Origin of the sequence: Flectobacillus major DSM 103 (genome assembly GCF_000427405.1) — a bacterium.
In the GTDB taxonomy this organism is placed as follows: Bacteria; Bacteroidota; Bacteroidia; order Cytophagales; family Spirosomataceae; genus Flectobacillus; species Flectobacillus major.
In genome coordinates this window covers 1,040,374-1,060,554 of the sequence record NZ_KE386491.1, presented here as the reverse complement: position 1 = coordinate 1,060,554, position 20,181 = coordinate 1,040,374, and the positions used below count along the sequence as shown (strand labels likewise).

The window sequence follows — 20,181 nt, the reverse complement described above, 5'->3', positions numbered from 1 at the left end:
AATTTAATCTGAAGGTTGATTTTATCAAAATTCTCGCTAAAACAATCCTCTATTGATTTAAAACATTAACGAATTATTATGAAAATCTTGTGTATTGGTCGCAATTACGCTGAACATATTGCCGAATTGAACAACGAGCGTCCTTCAGAGCCCGTACTTTTTATCAAACCTGATACTGCTATTCTTCGTGACAATGAGCCTTTTTATTACCCCGAATTTTCGCAAGATATTCATCATGAGGTAGAAATCGTTTTGAAAATCAATAAGATGGGGAAGAATATCGAGCCTAAATTTGCTCATAAATATTATGAAGAAATAGGTATCGGTATCGACTTTACAGCACGTGATTTACAAAGTAAGCTAAAAGAAAAAGGTTTACCTTGGGAAAAAGCAAAGGCTTTTAACGGCTCTGCCCCTATTTCGGGCTTTATTCCTAAAGGCGAATTCAATGATTTGAATAACTTAAACTTTCACCTTGAAATCAATGGTGAGCTTCGTCAAAAAGGAAATACGTCGATGATGCTATGGAACTTTGACGAAATCATTGCCGAAATATCAAAATATTTTACCCTCAAAACAGGCGACCTTATTTTTACAGGAACTCCTGCGGGTGTGGGGTCTGTCAAAATTGGAGATACGCTTTCGGCTTATTTGGAAGATGAAAAGTTACTCGAATTTGAGATTAAGTAAATCATCACATAGCAAAGGTACAAATCTCGTATTGGTGCCTTTGCTTCTATGATTCGTGTTGCTGCACGATTAAGCTGTTGGGCAAGGAATATATTTCTTATTTTCTTACACTTGGCACAAAATACCTTGATTTGAAGCAATTACCTAAAAATTTGAGCCTCTTTAGTCAGCAATCTATTTTTCAAACCTATGGCCTGTTTGCTCTTGGCCAGACGATTAAGTAAACAATACCTTGAAAAGATTACAACTTATACTCTTTTTGATTGGAATTTTGAACGCTAGTTTCGCTCAAAAAACCGTACTACCTTATCCCAAAGGCTATTTTCTATTTCCGATAAACCCTAATCAAAGAAATTACTTAGCTGGTGGAATGGGCGATTTGCGTAGCAACCATTTCCATGCTGGTATTGATATCAAAACGCAAGGCCGTGAAGGCTTACCTGTGTACGCCGCCGCCGATGGGTATATCTCGGATGTACGTGTACAAGCTGGAGGCTATGGCAATGTGGTTTTTATTACACATCCCAATGGCTATGTTACGGTGTATGGACACCTCAAATCTTTTGCCGAGCCTCTGGCTCAGTATGTTCGACAAGAACGGCTCAAAAAACAAACTTTTGAAATAGCCCTCAAACCCGCTCCCAACGAATTTAAAGTTACTCGTGGACAAATCATTGGTCTTTCTGGCAACACTGGTGGCTCGGCGGGTCCACACTTGCACTTCGAAATCAGAGATTTGAAAAATAATATTCTGAATCCCCTCAATTTTGGCTTTAAAGAAATCATCGATAATGTACCTCCTGTTTTTCAAGAAATCATCATCAAAAGCCTATCTATCGATTCACGCGTGATGGGTGAATTTGGAACAAGAAAGTACAGCCCTACCAAACGTGCCGATGGAAGCTTTACTATAGCCAATGGCGAGGTCTTGGCCAATGGTATAATTGGTATTGAACTGTTGGCTGTCGATAAAATGAATGATACCCATAATTCTAATGGCCTGAGTTGTGTAGAGTTGTTGGTTGATAACAACGAACTGTATTATTATCACCTAGAGCAATTTCCAGACGAACATTCCAACGATATTAATATTCATATTGACTATCCACTTCAGAAAAAAGAAGGACAACGAATTCAAAAGCTTTTTCAAGACGATGGTAATACCCTTTTGCCTGTGTATAAACCTAGTCCATCTAAAGGTAAAATCCATATCAACGATGGCAAAAGCCATGTAATAACCATCAAAATTTGGGACACCAACGAAAATCTTAGCACCTTACATTTTACGATTAAAGGACAACCCTTTGAAAGTTCGGTGGTGGTTACACCCAATAAACTACCTGTACAAATCGGTACTGCTATCGACGAAAATACGTTGGTGATTACAGCCAAAAACCTCAAAACTATTAATTCTATTTGTGAGGTACAACTACCCCAAAATACGGTTTCGTTACCGATTGCTTATACCAAAAATAACCAAGCTATCTATCTTTGGGATTTACGCAAAGGGATTCCTCAAGTGCTGAGTATCGACTCAACGAACTACCCTTTGGCGATTAAGCAGGCGATTTTTCCCAAAAAAGAAATACAATTTAGCGATAAGCAAATTACCGCTCATTTCAATAGCGAGGCTTTGTACGATACGCTTTATTTGGAAACCAATGTAAAAGCCACTACCTTTCAACTAGGTCAAAATAGTATTCCCTTAAAAAAACCGATTCAGATTACCTTTAAACCTGATACCAGTGTTGCTTTTCCTGACAAAACATCGGTATATACCAACAATAAAGACCGCAGATTTTTAGGAGGAAAATGGAGTGGAAACAGAATCAGTTTCAAAACCGACAACTTAGGGCATTATCAATTACTAACCGATAGTATTCCGCCAAAAGCAGCTTTGGTAACTAAAAATAAAGATTATTTCGCCTTTAAGGTATCCGATAACCTTTCAGGAATACGAAGCTTCAGAACAACTATCGACGGCAATTATATTCTATGCGACTATGACTATAAAAAAGCATTGGTATGGTCGGTAAAAAGCGACTCTACCCAAAGTTTTATCGGCAAAATGGTATTAGAACTAACCGATAATCAAGGAAATACCCAGATTTATTCTACTCAAATAGACAGTACATCGCATATTGCACCAGTACAGCACAAGGTGATAAAAAAAGCTTTGCCAGTACCAAAAAGCCCCTTAAAAACTAAGAAGAAAAAACATTAAAAATAAATAACTGTGCTATACTGTTCTATATAAAAATTGTTTTATAAATTTGTATTATGTTACTGCTTATTACAACAATAATCATTGGAGCAATATGATAAACTAATACAAATAACAGGGACACTCATTACAGAATAGTTTTGAATAAAATTAATTCTAATAAAAAGTTCCGTGGTATTATCAATAACAGAAAAACTCCTCAGGTCATGACATTAGCAATAGGAAACCTAGCACCCGATTTTGAACAAAAAGACCAAAATGGTCAATATATAAAGCTTTCGAGCTATAGAGGAAAAAAAGTAGTACTATATTTCTATCCAAAAGATAGTACCCCTGGCTGTACAGCTCAAGCCTGTAACCTGAACGATAACTTACCAGCCCTTCAGGCCAAAGGCTATGAAGTTATCGGGGTAAGTGTCGATAGCGAAAAGTCACACAAAAAGTTTATTGATAAATATGGTTTAAACTTCACGCTTATTTCTGACGAAGACCACCAAGTGGTAGAAGCCTATGGTGTTTGGGTAGAAAAGTCGATGTATGGCCGTACTTATATGGGTGTTGCCCGTACCACCTTTATTATAGATGAGCATGGTATTATTCAGGATATTATTGCAAAAGTAGATACCAAAAACCATACACAACAGATAATAACTGCATAAATTTGTGTGTTATAAATCCTAATTTTTATACGCATTATAACTAATTAACTAATCAATAATGGAAATTTCAGAATTACAGAAAGTTGCTTCACAAGTAAGACGCGACATTGTGAGACAAGTTCACGCGTGCCAGTCTGGTCACCCAGGTGGTTCATTGGGTTGTACAGACTTATTAGTAGGTCTTTATTTTGACCAAATGACACTTAAATCTGACGAATCAGGTAAAAAAATCTTTGATATGAATGGTATCGGTGAAGACCTATTCTTCTTATCGAATGGTCATATTTCACCTGTATTTTATTCAGTACTTGCTCGCTCAGGATATTTCCCTGTGGCTGAACTAGCAACATTCCGTAAATTAAACTCACGCTTGCAAGGACACCCAACTACACACGAACACCTAGAAGGTATTCGTATTGCTTCGGGTTCATTGGGCCAAGGAATGTCGGTAGCGATTGGTGCTGCTCAAGCCAAAAAATTGAATGGTGACAATAGCTTGGTATTTGTTTTGATGGGCGATGGCGAACAAAACGAAGGGCAAGTTTGGGAAGCAGCTATGTATGCTCCTCACCACAAAGTTGACAACTTAGTAGCTGTTATCGACTACAATGGTCAGCAAATCGACGGCCCTACAGACAAGGTAATGAACAACCGTGATTTGGGTGCCAAATACGAAGCTTTCGGTTGGAAAGTTATCAAAATGCAAGGTAACGATATGGCCGATGTTGTAAAAGTATTAACAGAAGCTCGTGAACTTTCTGGAAACGGACAACCAATTATGATTTTGATGACTACCGAAATGGGGGCTGGTGTCGACTTCATGATGGGTTCGCACAAATGGCACGGGGTTGCTCCAAACAACGAACAATTAGAAGCTGCTTTGGCTCAACTTCCAGAAACATTAGGTGATTATTAATCATTGAGTGAATGGGTGATTTACTCAATGAGTGAATATTAAACTTTTATCACTTTGAAAATCAAAAAATTACATATCAAAAATTTTAAATCTATTGCAGATTTAGAAATCATTGAACCTAATCCTTTTACGGTATTTGTTGGCCCAAATGGTTCAGGGAAAAGTAATATTTTTGAAGCGTTGGAGTTTTTTATTATCCCTTTACCAATAGAGGATAAGGTTCATTTGTTTGGGGGAAAAGAGGAAATCAATAAAAGAGACATATCCGATAAAGAATGTCAGATTGAAATTATTCATGAGTTTTTTGATTTTAGCAAATCAACATCATTCTATCCAAATACCGAAATAATTCCTTCGGAAAAACTGAATGACCTAATTAGAGACTCAAGTGAAGAAGAAGGAATAACAGAAGGAAACTTTCGTTACTCATTTCGTCGCCTGTTTTTAAAGAACTTAGAGAAACAAAAAATTAATTTTTCAGATAGTTACAAACTTTCATTTTCTGGAAACAATCTCGAAAAAGTTTTAAAAAGAATTTTACTTGATGAATCTAAAAAGGAAGAAATATCTGAATGGCTTGATTTATTTGTACCTGGTTTTGAAAGAGTTGAAGTTTTCTCAAGTTATTTAAGTAATACCGATACTTTATTGATTTATGAAAAAGGTATCAAAAAGCCATTTCCTAAAAATTTAATCTCTGATGGCACATATAATATTCTCGCTCTTCTTACAGCCGTTTTTCAATCTGATGAACCTCAGTTTTTGTGCATCGAAGAACCTGAAAATGGACTTACTCCTGATGTGATCAAAGAGATGGTTAATTTTTTCAGAAATGCTTGTGAAGAAAAAGGTCATTATATATGGCTCAACACTCATTCGCAATCATTGGTGTCTCAACTTAGTCCTGATGAAATAATTACGGTAAATAAAATCAAGGGTGAAACAAAAATAAAGCAGTTCAAAGGAGAAGATTTTAATGGTTTAAGTATGGATGAAGCATGGCTGACTAATACCTTAGGGGGTGGGCTACCATGGTAAATATTGGTTTTATTTGTGAAGGTTATACTGAGTTTTTATTTTAGAATCCAGTATTTTTAAGGCTCTTCTAAATCAACTCGGACTTCATTCTGTTGGCGTAATCAATGTCCAAGGAAATGGAAACTTATTACCCCACAATATTAAAAGTCATAGGGAGAATCTTTTCAAAAAAGTGCCTCAGTTATTTTTATTTTAACAGACCTTGACCAAGACCAATGTATTACAAAAACTCGATTGAGGATTACTGAATCTGAAAATCAAATTATTATCGTTGCTGTTAAGCAGATTGAGTCTTGGTTTTTATCAGATTGTGCTACAATGAATATGATTTTTCAAGGAGATTTCTCATTTGAATACCCTGAAAATGAAGATGTTCCATTTGAAACCATCCGAAGTAAATATTTGGAGAAGTTTAATAGAGGACTTGTAGGCAGGAATGAAAAGAAAAAGCTCGCTCAAAAAATGCTAAACGCAGGTTTTTCCATTCAAAATGCAGCTAATCATACCAATTGCCCTAGTGCAAATTATTTTTTAACAAAATTAAAGCAATGTGCCTCGATAAAAGCAATCGAGTAAAAATAAGCAAATGAAAAAATATACATTCACAGAAAAAAAAGATACTCGCTCTGGATTCGGAGCAGGTATGCAGGCTTTAGGCCAGACTCACCCAAATGTGGTGGCTCTTTGTGCTGACTTGATTGGCTCTCTAAAATTAGATGCCTTTATTAAAGAAAATCCTGAACGTTTCTTCCAAACAGGTATTGCCGAAGCCAACATGATTGGTATTGCAGCAGGGCTTACTATTGGTGGAAAAATCCCTTTTGCTACTACCTTTGCTAACTTTGGTACTGGTCGTGTATATGACCAAATTCGTCAATCGGTAGCATATTCCAACAAAAATGTTAAAATTGCTTGTTCACATGCTGGTTTAACATTGGGCGAAGATGGTGCTACTCACCAAATTTTGGAAGATATTGGCCTGATGAAAATGCTTCCGGGTATGACTGTCATCAACCCTTGCGACTACAATCAAACTAAAGCAGCTACTATTGCCGTTGCCGACTACGAGGGGCCAGTTTATCTTCGTTTTGGTCGTCCAGTTGTACCAGTATTTACGCCAGCCGATCAAAAATTTGAAATCGGTAAAGCTTGGATGGTAAACGAAGGTACAGATGTAAGTATCTTTGCTACAGGCCACTTGGTTTGGGAAGCAATCTTGGCTGGCGAAATCCTTGCCGAAAAAGGTGTAAATGCTGAAATTATCAATATCCACACCATTAAACCTTTGGATATTGAGGCTGTCTTAACGTCTGTGAAAAAAACTGGTTGTGCGGTTTCGGCTGAAGAACACCAAGTAAATGGCGGCTTGGGCGACTCTATTGCTCAGGTGTTGGTACAACACCACTATGTTCCATTAGAATACGTAGGCGTACAGGATTCATTCGGTGAATCAGGAACACCAGCTCAATTAATGGAAAAATACGGCTTAAATGCAGCTAATATCGTTGAAAAAGCCCTAAAAGCTATTGAACGTAAAAATGCTTAATTAAGATATTTCTCTTTTTTATCATTCTGAAAGAAACTATCTTAGTAATTAGCACCAGTGCCGATATACAAACCAAGTAGATTCTTTCAGAATGAAATTAAAGAGGAGACTATGAATGATAAAGAGTTAATAGAAAAATTTAATAATCCCGACTCTCGAAATTATGCATTCAATTTGCTAGTACGTCAATACCAGCAAAAAGTATATTGGCATATCCGAAAAATGGTTATCGACCACGACGATGCCAACGACCTCACTCAAGAAACCTTTATCAAAGTATGGCGAGGCCTCGAAAACTTCAAGGGTGACTCCCAGCTTTATACTTGGCTCTATCGCATTGCTACCAACGAATGCTTGAATTTTCTGGCCAAGAAAAAAAGACGATTCTTTTTGCCCATCAACGATATTACCGAAGAGCTTTCCAATAAAATTGAGGATTCTAATTTAGTGTCGGGCGACGATATCCAGCTCAAACTCCAAAAAGCTTTATTAACCCTTCCCGACAAACAGCGTTTGGTTTTTAATATGAAATACTTTGATGAAATGAAGTATGAAGAAATTGCCGATATTACGGGCACTTCTGTGGGTGCACTAAAAGCATCTTACCATTTGGCTGTCAAAAAAATTGAACAATATTTTCACGACAACGAAATCATCCAATTTTAAAACATTTTCTTACACTCATTAAACCATCTACTTGCTGGCCTGTCAAAGTGACAAATAAAAGTAAAAAACGATATTGAGGCCTCGATATTATATTTATTACTGTATTATTTACTACCGTTATGGACTCGAATAAATTTGACATAAATAAGCTCCCCAAAGAGCACATTTTTCAAGTACCCGATGGATATTTTGAAGAGTTGCCGATGCGTATTCAGGCAAAAACTTCTGCCAGGGCTGTTCATACACCTTTGGTAACGTGGTCGGTTCAGCGTACTTGGGCTTTTGCAGCAGCCTGTTCGGCTATTGTAATTTTAGCCTATTTTACCCTGATGCCTCGACAAGATTCCTTGGGCGAAGAGTCTTTAGCTGGTGTGAAAAATGAGGAAATTGAGCTTTATCTGCTTCATCAAAATATCCACCAAACCGACGTAGTTGACAACGACGAGGTTAGTACGGTGTTGAACGATACTGGTGAATTAGAAATGATTGAAAACCTCAAAATATCTAATCAGGACATTCTTCAAAGTGTAGATATAGAATACCTCAAAGACGATATTTAAACAGCAAATAGATTATTTAAAAACTTATCGAAAAGTATCATGAAAAGACTCATCGTTTTATTTACCTGTTTGGCTTTTGTAGCCCATTTTACTACGATGGCTCAGGAAGAGCCTCAGCACAAAGGCCGAGAAAAACTAAAAGCTGCTAGGCTAGGCTTAATCACCAACCGCCTGAATCTTACCGAAGAACAAGCCAAAGGTTTCTGGCCAGTATTTAACGACTACGATGCCAAAAGAAGCGAACTTCGTAAAAGTGTAAGACAAATAACTGCCGAAAGCCGTAACTTAACTACCAGCGACGATAGAATTGCAACCAATTTGAAAGAGATACTGAATCTTAAACAAAAAGAAGTAGATTTAGAAAAAGAATATCAAGCCAAATTTTTGAAAGTACTCAATGTTCGTCAGGTTTCTGAACTTTATAAAACCGAACAGCTTTTCAATCAAATGTTGGTCAACAGACTAAGAGGTGAAAGAAAAGAACCTCCTCATACCAAAGAATAAAAGCATAGAAAAAGCCTAAAATCCTAGATTTTGGGCTTTTTCTATAAAAAACGGCTCCATATAGAATGAAGCCGTTATCCATCAATACTATTAGTAGCATCTATTACTGAGGCTGTATCAACCTAGTTCAAAGCAATAGTGAATTTCTATAAAAATTTCATAGACTCCCCTACTGTCATCCCTAGATTGTATCTATATACGCACGGGAAGAAAACGAGATGCGTACTAATAGGTTAATGAATTTTGTTGTGACAAACGCAATATGATTGATTAATAAGATAGTGATTCACCCTATGCTCTTGGGTGGCACACTGTTACTTCATGAGCTTTAGAACTAAATCAGAAGAAGTACTTCAACGAATCATTCGGAGGCGGTTTGAAAGATTCGTTTTATGACTAAAATACTAACTAACTTAACAAAGTTAAATATTTATCTTTAATTCTAAGATAAACTAGTACTTATTTTAGATGAACAACAAAATTTAGTGGGTAAGGGAATATCTTTGGCCTATCAAATAAAAAAAGGTTATTTATCGGTCAAATATTAATTTCTGTAGAGCAAATTCCATAATTTGTAGAAAAAACAACACACTATTTTCTTTTTGTAGAACGCTTATCTTTTAGTTTCATAGGTAAAGCGGTTAATTTTGCTAAAAACAACTATTAGTTACTATTGCTTTGCATATCAATTCCTTATTAAAGGAATTAATATCAATTTTGTTTAGGCTTTCTATGCTAATCATTTCAAAATTCTGAATGCGTAATACTCCTAATTGATAACAACATCTATAGCGGCATACGAAAGCGGTTTTTCGATAAACTTGTTTGCTCCTAGCTCCAATGCGATGTCTCTTGTTTTTCCTAAAGCTGTTATCATAACAATTTGAGTTTCGGGTAAAAGAGCCCGAAAAGCCGAAATATTGTCTAAGCCAAGCCCATCAGGCAAATTATTGTCTAAAAAAACCCACCGAGGCGACAGCAATGCTGCCTGTGCTAAGCCATCTCGTAATGAATGAGCCTGATAGGTTTCTATTCCCTTTTTATTGAGGTATAACTTAATCAATAGGCATGTGTCTAGCTCATCATCTATGATTAAGGCAAAGGGTTTATTTAAACAAGTCGTATTCATTGGATTTGGATTAAGAAATTCTGGCTTTTATGTGCTACACTTAGTTTGTTTTGTTACTAATTGTTTGGCTGATTTAAAGAAATAAAAAATCATGCCAGCACCGCCAAAGCTACTCAGAATTACCGAATACTCAATTTAGAGTGATTTATGTCATTTATACGTAACAAAAGATTGTTTACATCGTTTTTAAGGTATAAATTATTTGTTCAAATCTATAATTATTAATTGTTATGACTAAAAACACAAAAATAGCAATAAGCCTATTGGCTGCCGCTACCGCAGGTGCTGTAATTGGCCTTTTATTAGCCCCAGAAAAAGGAAAAGATTTAAGAAAGAAAATTAAAGACGGAACAGGTAGCCTTACCGACGACCTACTATCGGCTATTAAATCTGGAAAAGATAAATACCAAGACGTAAAAGAAGATTTACTAAGAAAAGCATAATTATCTTTTTATAACCACAAAGCCTCAATATACAAGTATATCGGGGCTTTGTTTGTTTGGTATGAAAGTAAAAAAATACTATTCCTTTGTCAAGGTAAAATAGCAATTTCAAACCAGAATTTTTTCAAGCCTTTAATCGTATCTACAAGCCCCTCAAATGACGACGGTTTTGTAATAAAACTATTAGCCCCTAATTCGTAGCAAATTTTAATATCATTTGGGGCATTAGAGGTACTCAGTACAATAATGGGTATTTTTCGTAAAAAAGCTGTACTTCTTATTTCATGAATACTTTCACGACCGTCTTTTTTGGGCATATTCAAATCCATCAAAATAAGAGATGGTAATGGATACATTATTGTATTGGCATATTCACCTTGATTTTTGAGATATTGCATCAATTCGAGTCCGTCTTGCACAAATACCAAGGGCATTTCTATTCCACACTCCTCAAAAGCAGCTTTAATTAAAAATCTGTCATCTTCATCGTCATCGGCAATCAGGATGGGTATTTTTTTCATTCTTCGTTGCGGTTAGTTGGCAAATATATCGTAAATGTTGCTCCGTGATTAGGTACACCTTCGGCTTTGATATAACCATGATGATTGGTTATTACCCGTTTACAAACGGCCAAGCCAATCCCTGTACCATCAAATTGTGTACGTGTGTGCAATCTTTGAAAAATCATAAATATTTTATCGGCATATTCCTGTTCAAAACCTATTCCATTATCGGCTATAGCGATTTCGTGATATTGTGCAAAGGACTTTATATTTGGAATATTACGAATTTGACTTCCCAAAAGTATATTGTACCGAATCGATATACTTGGGGGCATACCAGATTTATTAAATTTTAGGGCATTAGCAATTAAGTTCAAAAATAACTGATGTAATTGAAATTTCACGCCTGTTATCGTAGGTAATCTATCAAATTCTATAATAGCACTTTTTTCTAAGGTAACAATCGATAAATCCTTTAATACATCGGCCAAAACATCGTTTAATGACACTTGTTCTTGCTGTTGGGTATTGGTATTGACAAGCCGAGAAAACGCCAATAAATCGTTGATTAAATTTTGTAACCTTTCCGACGATTTAGCTATTTTTTGTAAAGTCTGTTTTCCATCTTCGTTCAATGTGTCTCTTTGACGCAACAATAGCATATCGCTAAATGCCCTTATCTTGCGTAAAGGCTCTTGCATATCATGCGAGGCCACATAGGCAAACTGCTCTAGTTCCGAGTTAGAACGCTTTAATTCTTCAATCGTATTTTCTAGTTCGGTTTGAAAAGAAATTCTTTTTTTGAGTTCTGTAAAAACCAAACCAAAGCTTAGTATCAATAAAATTGCTGAAAAAGAAGCCAACATCGTCATTTTATTACTCATTTGGCTATCTGTTTGGCTTTTTTTAATAGCCTTTACCGACAAAACTTGCCGCTGATAAGCCTGAAAACGCCCCAATACCGAATAAATATAGTTAGATTGCTGATAGCCTTTCTCAAATATCAGAGAATCAACGACCTCTCCTTTTTCTATTTTATGAATATTAATATACATCAAATTCATTTTGCGGCGAATACTCCTTTTTAGTGTATCCAATCGTTTAAACTGAATTGGGTTATCTATAACCATGTTGGGAAGCGACGCAAAGCTTCTGTTGAGTTGCTCTTTTCCCGATAAAAAATGAGCTAAATAGGTTTTACTCTTCGTTAGTAAATAGCCTCGCTGGCTAGCTTCCAAATCTTTGACGGTAGCCCACAGGCGATCACTAGTATGTAATACCTCATGAATCTGCTCGACAGACTGTGCATATTCTAAAGAAGCTTTTACTTCTTGATAGGCCGAAAATGAAAGTAACCCTAATAAAAGAATACTTACAGTAAATGATATGACAACACTACGAAGTGACTTATACATGAATCTCGAACAATTGTAGCATATTCTCTACACTTTGTAGATTTTTTTCTATGCTCCGATAAATACATTATTAAAACCCATTGGCTACACAAAAGTAATAGCTTTATTCCTTATTAGCGAATTCATTAATTTTCAATTAGTTATACAAACCACAAGGTGTAAATACTACTTTTTTTCTTCTAAAAGAAGAAACGGTGCTTTATTTGATAATACTATTTTGGCTATACACAACACTACCTAAATCTATGATAAACCTAACACTACAATCTAAACAAACGCTCAGGATTTTGCCAAGTCAAATCCAGTGGCTTAATTTTTTACAATTATCAACTATCGAACTCGAAGCCAAAGTTCAGCAAGAGCTTGAAGAGAATCCTTTGCTCGATATTGCCGACTCTTTTACCGAAACCTCTACAGACACGCTCCCCAATACCTCTGAACCAATCAAAGAATATATGGATTGGGATGAGTTTAGGCATGACGATATTACTGATTATAAAACCGAAATAGACCATCTTCCTACTCATTGTGCTGTCTCAAACCTACCCGTTAGGCAAGAGTCTAGCTGGTACGATGGGCTTATTGAACAGTTATCGCACCTTAGTATTAGTAAACGCCAAGTTGTAATTAGTGAATATATTATTGGCTCGCTCGATACCAATGGGTTTTGTGCTTACAATATTGAAGAGCTCACCGACGATATTTCATTTGCCAACAACTTATTTGTTACAACCCAAGAGGTAGAAGAATGCCTCGCTATTGTGCAGCAATTAGAGCCCAAAGGACTGGCTTGCTATAACTTACAAGCTTATCTACTTTTTCAATTACAGCAAAAAGTACTTATCGACGACTCCTTGCGGCTAGCAATCAAAATTGTAAGCCAGCATTTAGACGACCTCGCCAATCATAATTACGAACGTATTATGAAATATTGCCATATTGGCGAGTCGCAACTCAAATATATTATTCCTCAAATTTTGTCACTAAAAACCCAACCGCTTCATTGCCAAGACACCAATATATGGGACACCAAAGCCACTATTATTCCTGATTATATATTAAGTTATGAAAACGAAGCTATCGAAATCCACCTTAACACCACCAAAATACCTCCGCTCAAAATCAATAAGAGCTATTTGGATAGTTTTGCCCGACAAACCGACAAATCTACTCAGCAATTTATTCAAGCTAAAGTAGCCTCGGCCAATTGGCTGATTGAGGCTATCCAACAGCGCGAAAGTACCATGCTCAAAATGATTCAAGCTCTGGTAGAATTTCAGAAGGATTATTTTATGTCTGGCGATATTGCTCAGTTAAAACCGATGATATTGAAAGATATTGCCCAGTGTATCAATATGGATATTTCGACGGTATCGAGGGTTACCAGTGGCAAGTATATCCAAACGCCTTTTGGTATTATTCACCTCAAAAGCCTCTTTTCTGAAGGAATCAAAACCAATGGCGGGCATGAAGTATCCAACAAGCAAATCCAAGAATTTATCGCTCACCTTATCGACAAAGAAGATAAAAACTATCCTTTGAGCGACTCACAATTGGTAGCAAAACTTACTGAAAAAGGCTTTTTTATAGCACGCCGTACCGTAGCAAAATACCGAGACCACCTTGCCATTCAGGCTGCACCGCTACGTAGAAAACTATAATTTGTATATATTGATTTTGCATCAAGGCATTTGGTTTGTCAAACAAGACAGCTCTTTTTATGTATCTCAAATAGCTTTCCAATAATAATATACCCAAAATACACTTATTTATTCCATGAATTTATAGCCACAAAGTATATCTTATATCATTTTCTCTGCATAACTTCACTATAAATTCTATAACATAGAGTTCTAAAACATTATTAGTATTAATTTTCGATAAACAAAGCTGCCTCTTTCCAAAACTTGTGGCTTGTTTGATTTTTCAACATATATAATCACTATAAAAGAAATATCCAATGACCAACCATCAATCACTATCAAAATTAAGGTATAATGCAGAAAATTCTTGTCATAGATGATGATACAGATATTTGTCTATTATTGAGGCGTTTTCTCTCAAAAAATGGATACGAAGTAGCAATTGCTAAAAATGGAAACGGAGGGCTTGCACTTTTAGAAGAATTTAATCCTGACTTGGTTATGACCGACTTCCGTTTGGGAGACATGACAGGCGAGTCTATTTTGCATAGCATCAAGGAAAAATACCCTTATTTACCAGTGATTATTATTACGGGGTACTCAGATATCCGAACAGCCGTTAATGTAATGAAACTGGGGGCTATTGATTATATTACTAAACCGCTTTTTCCTGATGAAATTTTAATAACTATTCAAAATGCTCTTAAAAAAGAAATACCTCTAGCTACCAACCAAATACCCAATAACGTTTCGGTAAAACAAAATACCTTCCTAAAAACTCTTGGCAAAGAAGAGCATATCTTTGGCAATGGGATAGAATCGGCTACGCTTTTTCGTCAGCTCGACCTCGTTGCTCCTACCAACTACAGTGTTATTATTTATGGAGAGAGCGGCTCGGGGAAAGAATCTATTGCCCAAGAAATTCATTTGCGTAGCAAACGAGCCAAAGGGCCTTTTATCGCTATGGACTGCGGTGCTATTTCGAAGGAATTGGCAGGAAGCGAAATGTTTGGCCACGAAAAAGGGGCTTTTACAGGAGCTATCAATCAAAAAATTGGGCATTTTGAAATGGCAAACGGTGGTACACTTTTTTTGGACGAAGTGGCCAACTTGCCCTACGATGTTCAGGTGGCATTGTTGAGGGTTGTTCAAGAGCGAAAACTTCGTAGAATTGGCGGAACAAAAGAAATCCTTGTCGATGTAAGAATTATTGTGGCATCGAACGAAAGGCTTTTGGATTCTTGCAAAAAAGGAAAATTTAGAGAAGACCTATATCACCGATTCAACGAATTTAGTATAGATGTACCTCCCTTACGCAACCGCAAAGCCGATATTATGGAATATGCCTTTTTCTTTTTGGCCAAAACCAACGAAGAACTAGACAAACAGGTAAAAGGATTTGCACCAGAAGTAGAAGAAGTTTTTAATTCTTATTCGTGGCCGGGCAATCTTCGTGAAATGAGAAATGTAATAAAACGAGCTACCCTACTTTCTGAAAAAGATACCATAGAAGCCCATTCGTTGCCTTTTGAAATAATGAATCATCGCAAACTATTGATTTTTGACAATACGTCCGTTGTAGACACAGCACCACCAGAACAAATACTCCGAAATACTCCCCTTTCCGAGCATTCGCTCAGCCTAAAGTCGGTAGCCTCAGATGCCGAATACGAAACGATTGTTCAGGTACTCAAGCAAGTGAATTACAACAAAAGTAAGGCTGCCCGTTTATTAGGAATAGACCGAAAAACACTTTATAATAAAATGAGTAATTATAATATGTAATCAATTGGACAATGCCTTTGTATCAACGCAATCATATTCCGCTAGAGCGATTTATACAACTTATCCCCGACCTTGTATATATCCAAGAATTTCCTTCTAAAAAAATCATTTTCATCAATCGTCGTTTTACCGATATTCTCGGATACGACAAAGACGATTTGATTCAAAATGATTTTTCATTAGACTTCGCTATCGAAAGGGCAGACATGTCTTTTTCGCTAGAAAAGATAGAGGAACTTCTCCATTTTCCTGAAATGACACAAATGCTAGAGTTTAATGTGTCGCTCAAGCACAAAAATGGAACGTGTGTTTTGCTCAGACACAGAAGTATGATACTAAAAAGCGAAAAACCCGATACTGTTTGCGAAATACTCAATATTGCCGAAGATATTACCTTACTTCAAAAAACCAACGACTTGGCTATTCAGCAAAAAAATCAACTTATTGAAGCCGAAAAAATCTTTAAATATGGTAGTTGGGAATTACTAAAAGACGCTCAGTTCGTTACATGGTCCGATGGGCTTTTTGAGGTTTTTGGCTATGACAAAAATGATTTTGAAAACAACAATATGGAATATGGGTTTTACCAAAAACATATTCCTCTTCACGAGCGGCCTCAAGTTATTGAGTTATCGCTTGAGGCTGTTGCCAAAAAAAAGAGCTTTTACGAATTTGAGCATTCTATTATTGATGGCAAGGGGGTACTCAAGCATATTGCCGTTAAAGGCAAATGCTATGTCGATAGTGAAGGTAATTTGTTGAAAGTACTAGGTACATCGGCCGACATTACGCAACTAAAAAAATACGAAAATGAGCTACAACAAAAGGTCGAAGCCCTTTTTCAATCAAATCAAGACCTTGAAATATTTGCTTATACGGCTTCGCACGATTTGCAAGAACCTTTGCGGAAAATTACGGCTTTTGGCGAACGCCTACTAGCAAGATGTGCCAACGACCTGAACGACGATGGGAAATTTTATATCAACCGTATTGTAGAAGCTACCAACCGTATGAAACTATTGATCGACAACCTATTGTCGTATTCTCGTGTTTCAAGGCAACCCATTGAGGCTTTTTCTCATGTCAATCTCAATCAAGTTATCAACCATGTACTAAGCGACTTAGAAATTGTTATTGCCCAAAAGCAGGCTATGATTCGGGTTGAGGCATTGCCTACTATTCAGGGTATTGTGATGTCGGTACACCAGCTTTTTCAAAATCTCATTGCCAACTCTTTAAAATTCACCCAAGAATCAATAATTCCTGTAATTGAAATTAAAGCCCAAAAAGTACCACTCGAAGAAGCCGTTACACTCAACCTTCATTCGCAAAAAGTATACTGGAAAATCACATTACAAGACAATGGTATTGGGTTTGAAGAAGAATTTGAAGAACAAATTTTTGGTTTATTCCAACGTATTCATGGCAATACCGCATTTGAAGGTACAGGATTGGGCTTATCTATTTGTAAACGAATTGTCGAAAATCATCAAGGTATTATCCAGGCCCAAGGGAAAGTCAATCAAGGAGCTATATTTAGTATTTACTTGCCTGAAAACTAAATATTAAATCCAATAACCGCCAAACACCTTTTCAAAAATATAGCTTTTAAGAATTTTGCTTGCGATGTTTACAACATAATATTGCTAAATCTTATTTTTCTAATGATTCAAATTTCGCCTATCAAAATATTATTGGTCGATGACGACGAAGATGACTACTTCTTAACAAGTGATTATCTGAAACAAATTCAAGGAGTTGATTTCCGTATTTCTTGGGCAGAGTCTTTTCAAAGAGCCGTAGAATGCTTGTTATCGGAAACTTTTGATATTTGCTTCTTTGATTTCCGACTAGGTGCCAAAACAGGCATAGATTTGCTGAAGGTAGCTAACCAACAAGGTATTCAGATACCTATGGTAATGCTTACAGGCAACGGCTACAAAAAAGTAGACGAAGAAGCCATGCGATTAGGAGCAGTAGATTATTTGATAAAAAGCGAACTTGATGCCGAAAAACTGGAGCGTTGTATTCGTTATTCTTTAGAAAGAGCCTCTACTATCAAAAAACTTCGGGAAAGTGAAGAACACTACAAGAGTATCTTTACCCAAATCAGACAAGCTATTTTACTGACTCGCCCCATCGACGGTCGTATCATTTATTTTAATGCAGCGGTATCTGAACTGTTAGGCTATTCAGGCGATGAACTCCGACAAATGAAAACACCCGCCATATTTGAAAATGCAGAAAAACGCCAAGAATTTGCCCGAAAACTTAATGAACAAGGTTTTTTAGATAAATATGAAACGGATATTTTTACCAAAAATGGAGAAAAAAAACTGTGTCAGATAGATGCTCATAAACGCATAGATAGCAAAGGAGAAGAATATTTTGTAGGAATTATCCACGATATTACCGCTATCAGAAAAGCAGAAAAAGAAGCTTTGACGGCCGAAAAAATGGCAACGGCAGGTAGATTGGTTCGTACCCTTGCCCACGAGGTCAGAAATCCACTAACCAATATCAATCTATCTATCGAACAAATGCAGTCGGTCATAGACGACAGCGAGCTGAGTATTTTTTTAGATATTATTCGCCGAAATAGCAACCGTATCAACGATTTGATTTCGGAATTGCTCAACTCCTATCGCCAGTCGGACGTAACGTTGTCGAAAATAGCAGCAATACCAATGTTAGAAGAATGCCTGGCTCAGGCATTAGACAGAATCAACCTTAAAAATATTCTACTTATCAGGCGTTTTCATGCCAATCCTGTATTGGAGCTAGACATAGAAAAAATCAAAATTGCTATTCTTAATATCATCATCAATGCTATCGAAGCCATGGAAGCCTACAAGGGTATTTTGATCATAGAAACCTCTGAAAAGGAAGGAAACCTTATGCTTAGTATTGAAGACAACGGCTCAGGAATTAGTCCCGAATACTTAGGGCGTTTATTTGAGCCTTATTTTACTTCAAAAAACAATGGAATTGGTCTTGGGCTTTCGTTTACACATACCATTATTCAGTCGCACAAAGGTTCTATCGATGTAGAATCAGAAGATGGAATAGGCAGTAAATTTACTATTTTTTTACCGATAAGTAGTTGAGAGATATTGGGTTAAAGTAGATTTGGCAGAACAATATTGCGATAACCAACTTACTGAAATTTTATATCAGCAGTGTAAACATCACCCATCAAGTTTCGCATACAATTCTGTTATATTTATTTCATTGATTACTAAACACTTATCTAGTTGATTTTAACTTTTCTAAGCTGGCATAGTTTTTTTGTTATTGATAATAAAGGTATCTAACAAGCCTTTCTAGAACTTACCTTATCTTTTATATTCCTAAATACCCTACCACTTCTGTAATACTGTTGGTTTAGCTTCCATTTGGAGTCAGCTTGTTGATGTCAATACAGCAAGAAGATATTGCACTAGTATTAAATAAAATAGAAAAAGGTGAGAATGATTATCCTCACCTTTCTGAACTATACCTAACCACTATTATATTTGATAAATAGTGTTAAATTTTCGTGCCAAGTCCTTAATCCTAGTGTCTGGCTATAAAAAGTAGACAAAAATCCACAATCTATGTAGAAATACTTCTACAGTTCTATACCCATTATTGGGTATTATTGAATCAAAACACCTTGTTTTTGATAATCGAGCAATTGATTTTCTGGGATTTTATTATCGGTTAGCATTACGTCCAATTCTTTGAAAGGACAAACCACATAATTCTCAGCAGTATTCACTTTGTCGGCTGTTACCAGAGCCACAACTTTCTGAGAAATCTCAACCATTTTCCTTTTCACTTGGTTTTCGTCCCAATCCTGAATAGTTACGCCTATTTGATGATGAATCGCACATACTCCTATCATACAAATATCAGCCCTAATTTTTTGTAGCATTTCTACCACTTCTACCCCATAAGTATTTTGGGCATCTTTGAATACACGCCCACCCAAAAAGAAAAGCTGAATATGCTGATGCTCGCACAAAATTTGGGCTATCGACAAGCTATTAGTAAACACTGTAGCCTTCAAATCGGGCGACATCAGTTTGGCCACTTCCATATTGGTCGAGCCGTTGTCTAACAATATCACCTGATTATCTTCAAAAAAAACCTGTGCCTTTTGTGCCAAAACCAGTTTTTCTTCGTGTGCAATATGAATCCGTTCCTTGAGTTTGTACGAATGTGGAGCTTTGGGTACAGCCCCGCCATGTACCTTTCTTAGCAAACCATTTTCAGCCAATTCGTTCAAGTCTCGTCTGATGGTATCGTCCGAAACATTGAGTATTTCAGACAACTCCACCGACGATACCCGCTGATTGGTTTCTAACATTTTCAAAATAATCTGAAGTCGTTCTTCCCTTAACATTCTTTCGGTTTATTACGGTTTTATGCAACAAATTTATGTATTTTATTTTGATTTATGCTTTTTTATTCGGAAA

At 36.4% G+C, this 20,181-nt stretch carries 19 protein-coding genes; 15 read left to right on the top strand and 4 right to left on the bottom strand.

Annotation, left to right across the window (positions count from 1 at the left end; all coding sequences use genetic code 11):
• Positions 1–78: 78 nt before the first annotated feature.
• The 10 genes from FLEMA_RS0106230 to FLEMA_RS67700 all read left to right on the top strand — a co-directional run bounded on the left by FLEMA_RS0106230 (position 79) and on the right by FLEMA_RS67700 (position 8,803).
• Entirely contained in the window at positions 79–690 is a 612-nt protein-coding gene (locus FLEMA_RS0106230) for a fumarylacetoacetate hydrolase family protein (RefSeq protein WP_026994722.1), read from the top strand.
• Positions 691–922: 232 nt separating this feature from the next.
• The gene (locus FLEMA_RS67710) at positions 923–2,914 is read left to right on the top strand and encodes a M23 family metallopeptidase (protein ID WP_052353987.1); all 1,992 of its coding nucleotides are present in this window, start codon (positions 923–925) and stop codon (positions 2,912–2,914) included.
• Between the two features lie 206 nt (positions 2,915–3,120).
• Positions 3,121–3,573 carry a thioredoxin-dependent thiol peroxidase gene (gene bcp / locus FLEMA_RS0106220; RefSeq protein ID WP_026994721.1) on the top strand — a complete coding sequence of 151 codons (453 nt, stop codon included), beginning with the start codon at positions 3,121–3,123 and terminating at the stop codon, positions 3,571–3,573.
• A 58-nt stretch (positions 3,574–3,631) separates the two neighbouring features.
• Entirely contained in the window at positions 3,632–4,489 is an 858-nt protein-coding gene (locus FLEMA_RS0106215; RefSeq protein WP_026994720.1) for a transketolase, read from the top strand.
• A gap of 54 nt (positions 4,490–4,543) precedes the next feature.
• The gene (locus FLEMA_RS0106210) at positions 4,544–5,527 is read left to right on the top strand and encodes an AAA family ATPase (protein ID WP_026994719.1); all 984 of its coding nucleotides are present in this window, start codon (positions 4,544–4,546) and stop codon (positions 5,525–5,527) included.
• Positions 5,528–5,761: 234 nt separating this feature from the next.
• Positions 5,762–6,103, top strand: a complete 342-nt coding sequence (locus FLEMA_RS0106205) for a hypothetical protein (RefSeq protein ID WP_026994718.1) — start codon at positions 5,762–5,764, stop codon at positions 6,101–6,103.
• A gap of 10 nt (positions 6,104–6,113) precedes the next feature.
• Positions 6,114–7,073, top strand: a complete 960-nt coding sequence (locus FLEMA_RS0106200; protein WP_026994717.1) for a transketolase family protein — start codon at positions 6,114–6,116, stop codon at positions 7,071–7,073.
• Positions 7,074–7,184: 111 nt separating this feature from the next.
• Complete coding sequence (locus FLEMA_RS0106195) at positions 7,185–7,739, top strand: RNA polymerase sigma factor (RefSeq protein WP_026994716.1); 555 nt, start codon at positions 7,185–7,187, stop codon at positions 7,737–7,739.
• Between the two features lie 119 nt (positions 7,740–7,858).
• Entirely contained in the window at positions 7,859–8,299 is a 441-nt protein-coding gene (locus FLEMA_RS75940; RefSeq protein ID WP_052353986.1) for a hypothetical protein, read from the top strand.
• A 39-nt stretch (positions 8,300–8,338) separates the two neighbouring features.
• Positions 8,339–8,803 (top strand): Spy/CpxP family protein refolding chaperone, encoded by a 465-nt coding sequence (locus tag FLEMA_RS67700; protein WP_044170969.1) that lies wholly within the window; start codon positions 8,339–8,341, stop codon positions 8,801–8,803.
• A gap of 769 nt (positions 8,804–9,572) precedes the next feature.
• Here FLEMA_RS67700 and FLEMA_RS0106180 read toward each other — a convergent pair.
• Positions 9,573–9,932 (bottom strand): response regulator, encoded by a 360-nt coding sequence (locus tag FLEMA_RS0106180; RefSeq protein ID WP_026994715.1) that lies wholly within the window; start codon positions 9,930–9,932, stop codon positions 9,573–9,575.
• A gap of 230 nt (positions 9,933–10,162) precedes the next feature.
• On the opposite strand from FLEMA_RS0106180, the gene FLEMA_RS67695 reads away from it, so the two are divergent.
• Positions 10,163–10,375 carry a YtxH domain-containing protein gene (locus FLEMA_RS67695; protein WP_044170966.1) on the top strand — a complete coding sequence of 71 codons (213 nt, stop codon included), beginning with the start codon at positions 10,163–10,165 and terminating at the stop codon, positions 10,373–10,375.
• A gap of 89 nt (positions 10,376–10,464) precedes the next feature.
• On the opposite strand, the gene FLEMA_RS0106170 is transcribed toward FLEMA_RS67695, so the two are convergent.
• Positions 10,465–10,896, bottom strand: a complete 432-nt coding sequence (locus tag FLEMA_RS0106170; protein WP_026994714.1) for a response regulator — start codon at positions 10,894–10,896, stop codon at positions 10,465–10,467.
• On the bottom strand, positions 10,893–12,293 hold the full coding sequence (locus tag FLEMA_RS67690) for a sensor histidine kinase (protein ID WP_044170963.1): 1,401 nt from the start codon (positions 12,291–12,293) through the stop codon (positions 10,893–10,895). The genes FLEMA_RS0106170 and FLEMA_RS67690 overlap by 4 nt, the downstream gene beginning before the upstream one ends.
• 245 nt (positions 12,294–12,538) lie before the next feature.
• On the opposite strand from FLEMA_RS67690, the gene rpoN reads away from it, so the two are divergent.
• The 4 genes from rpoN (at position 12,539) to FLEMA_RS0106145 (ending at position 18,828) form a co-directional block, all read left to right on the top strand.
• Positions 12,539–13,954 carry an RNA polymerase factor sigma-54 gene (gene rpoN / locus FLEMA_RS0106160; RefSeq protein WP_026994713.1) on the top strand — a complete coding sequence of 472 codons (1,416 nt, stop codon included), beginning with the start codon at positions 12,539–12,541 and terminating at the stop codon, positions 13,952–13,954.
• 336 nt (positions 13,955–14,290) lie between these two features.
• Positions 14,291–15,721 carry a sigma-54-dependent transcriptional regulator gene (locus FLEMA_RS0106155; RefSeq protein WP_026994712.1) on the top strand — a complete coding sequence of 477 codons (1,431 nt, stop codon included), beginning with the start codon at positions 14,291–14,293 and terminating at the stop codon, positions 15,719–15,721.
• A gap of 11 nt (positions 15,722–15,732) precedes the next feature.
• On the top strand, positions 15,733–17,283 hold the full coding sequence (locus tag FLEMA_RS0106150; RefSeq protein ID WP_026994711.1) for an ATP-binding protein: 1,551 nt from the start codon (positions 15,733–15,735) through the stop codon (positions 17,281–17,283).
• Between the two features lie 102 nt (positions 17,284–17,385).
• Positions 17,386–18,828 carry a hybrid sensor histidine kinase/response regulator gene (locus FLEMA_RS0106145; protein ID WP_044170960.1) on the top strand — a complete coding sequence of 481 codons (1,443 nt, stop codon included), beginning with the start codon at positions 17,386–17,388 and terminating at the stop codon, positions 18,826–18,828.
• Between the two features lie 530 nt (positions 18,829–19,358).
• Here the strand turns inward: FLEMA_RS0106145 and FLEMA_RS0106140 are convergent.
• On the bottom strand, positions 19,359–20,108 hold the full coding sequence (locus tag FLEMA_RS0106140; protein ID WP_026994709.1) for a DeoR/GlpR family DNA-binding transcription regulator: 750 nt from the start codon (positions 20,106–20,108) through the stop codon (positions 19,359–19,361).
• Positions 20,109–20,181: the final 73 nt, after the last annotated feature.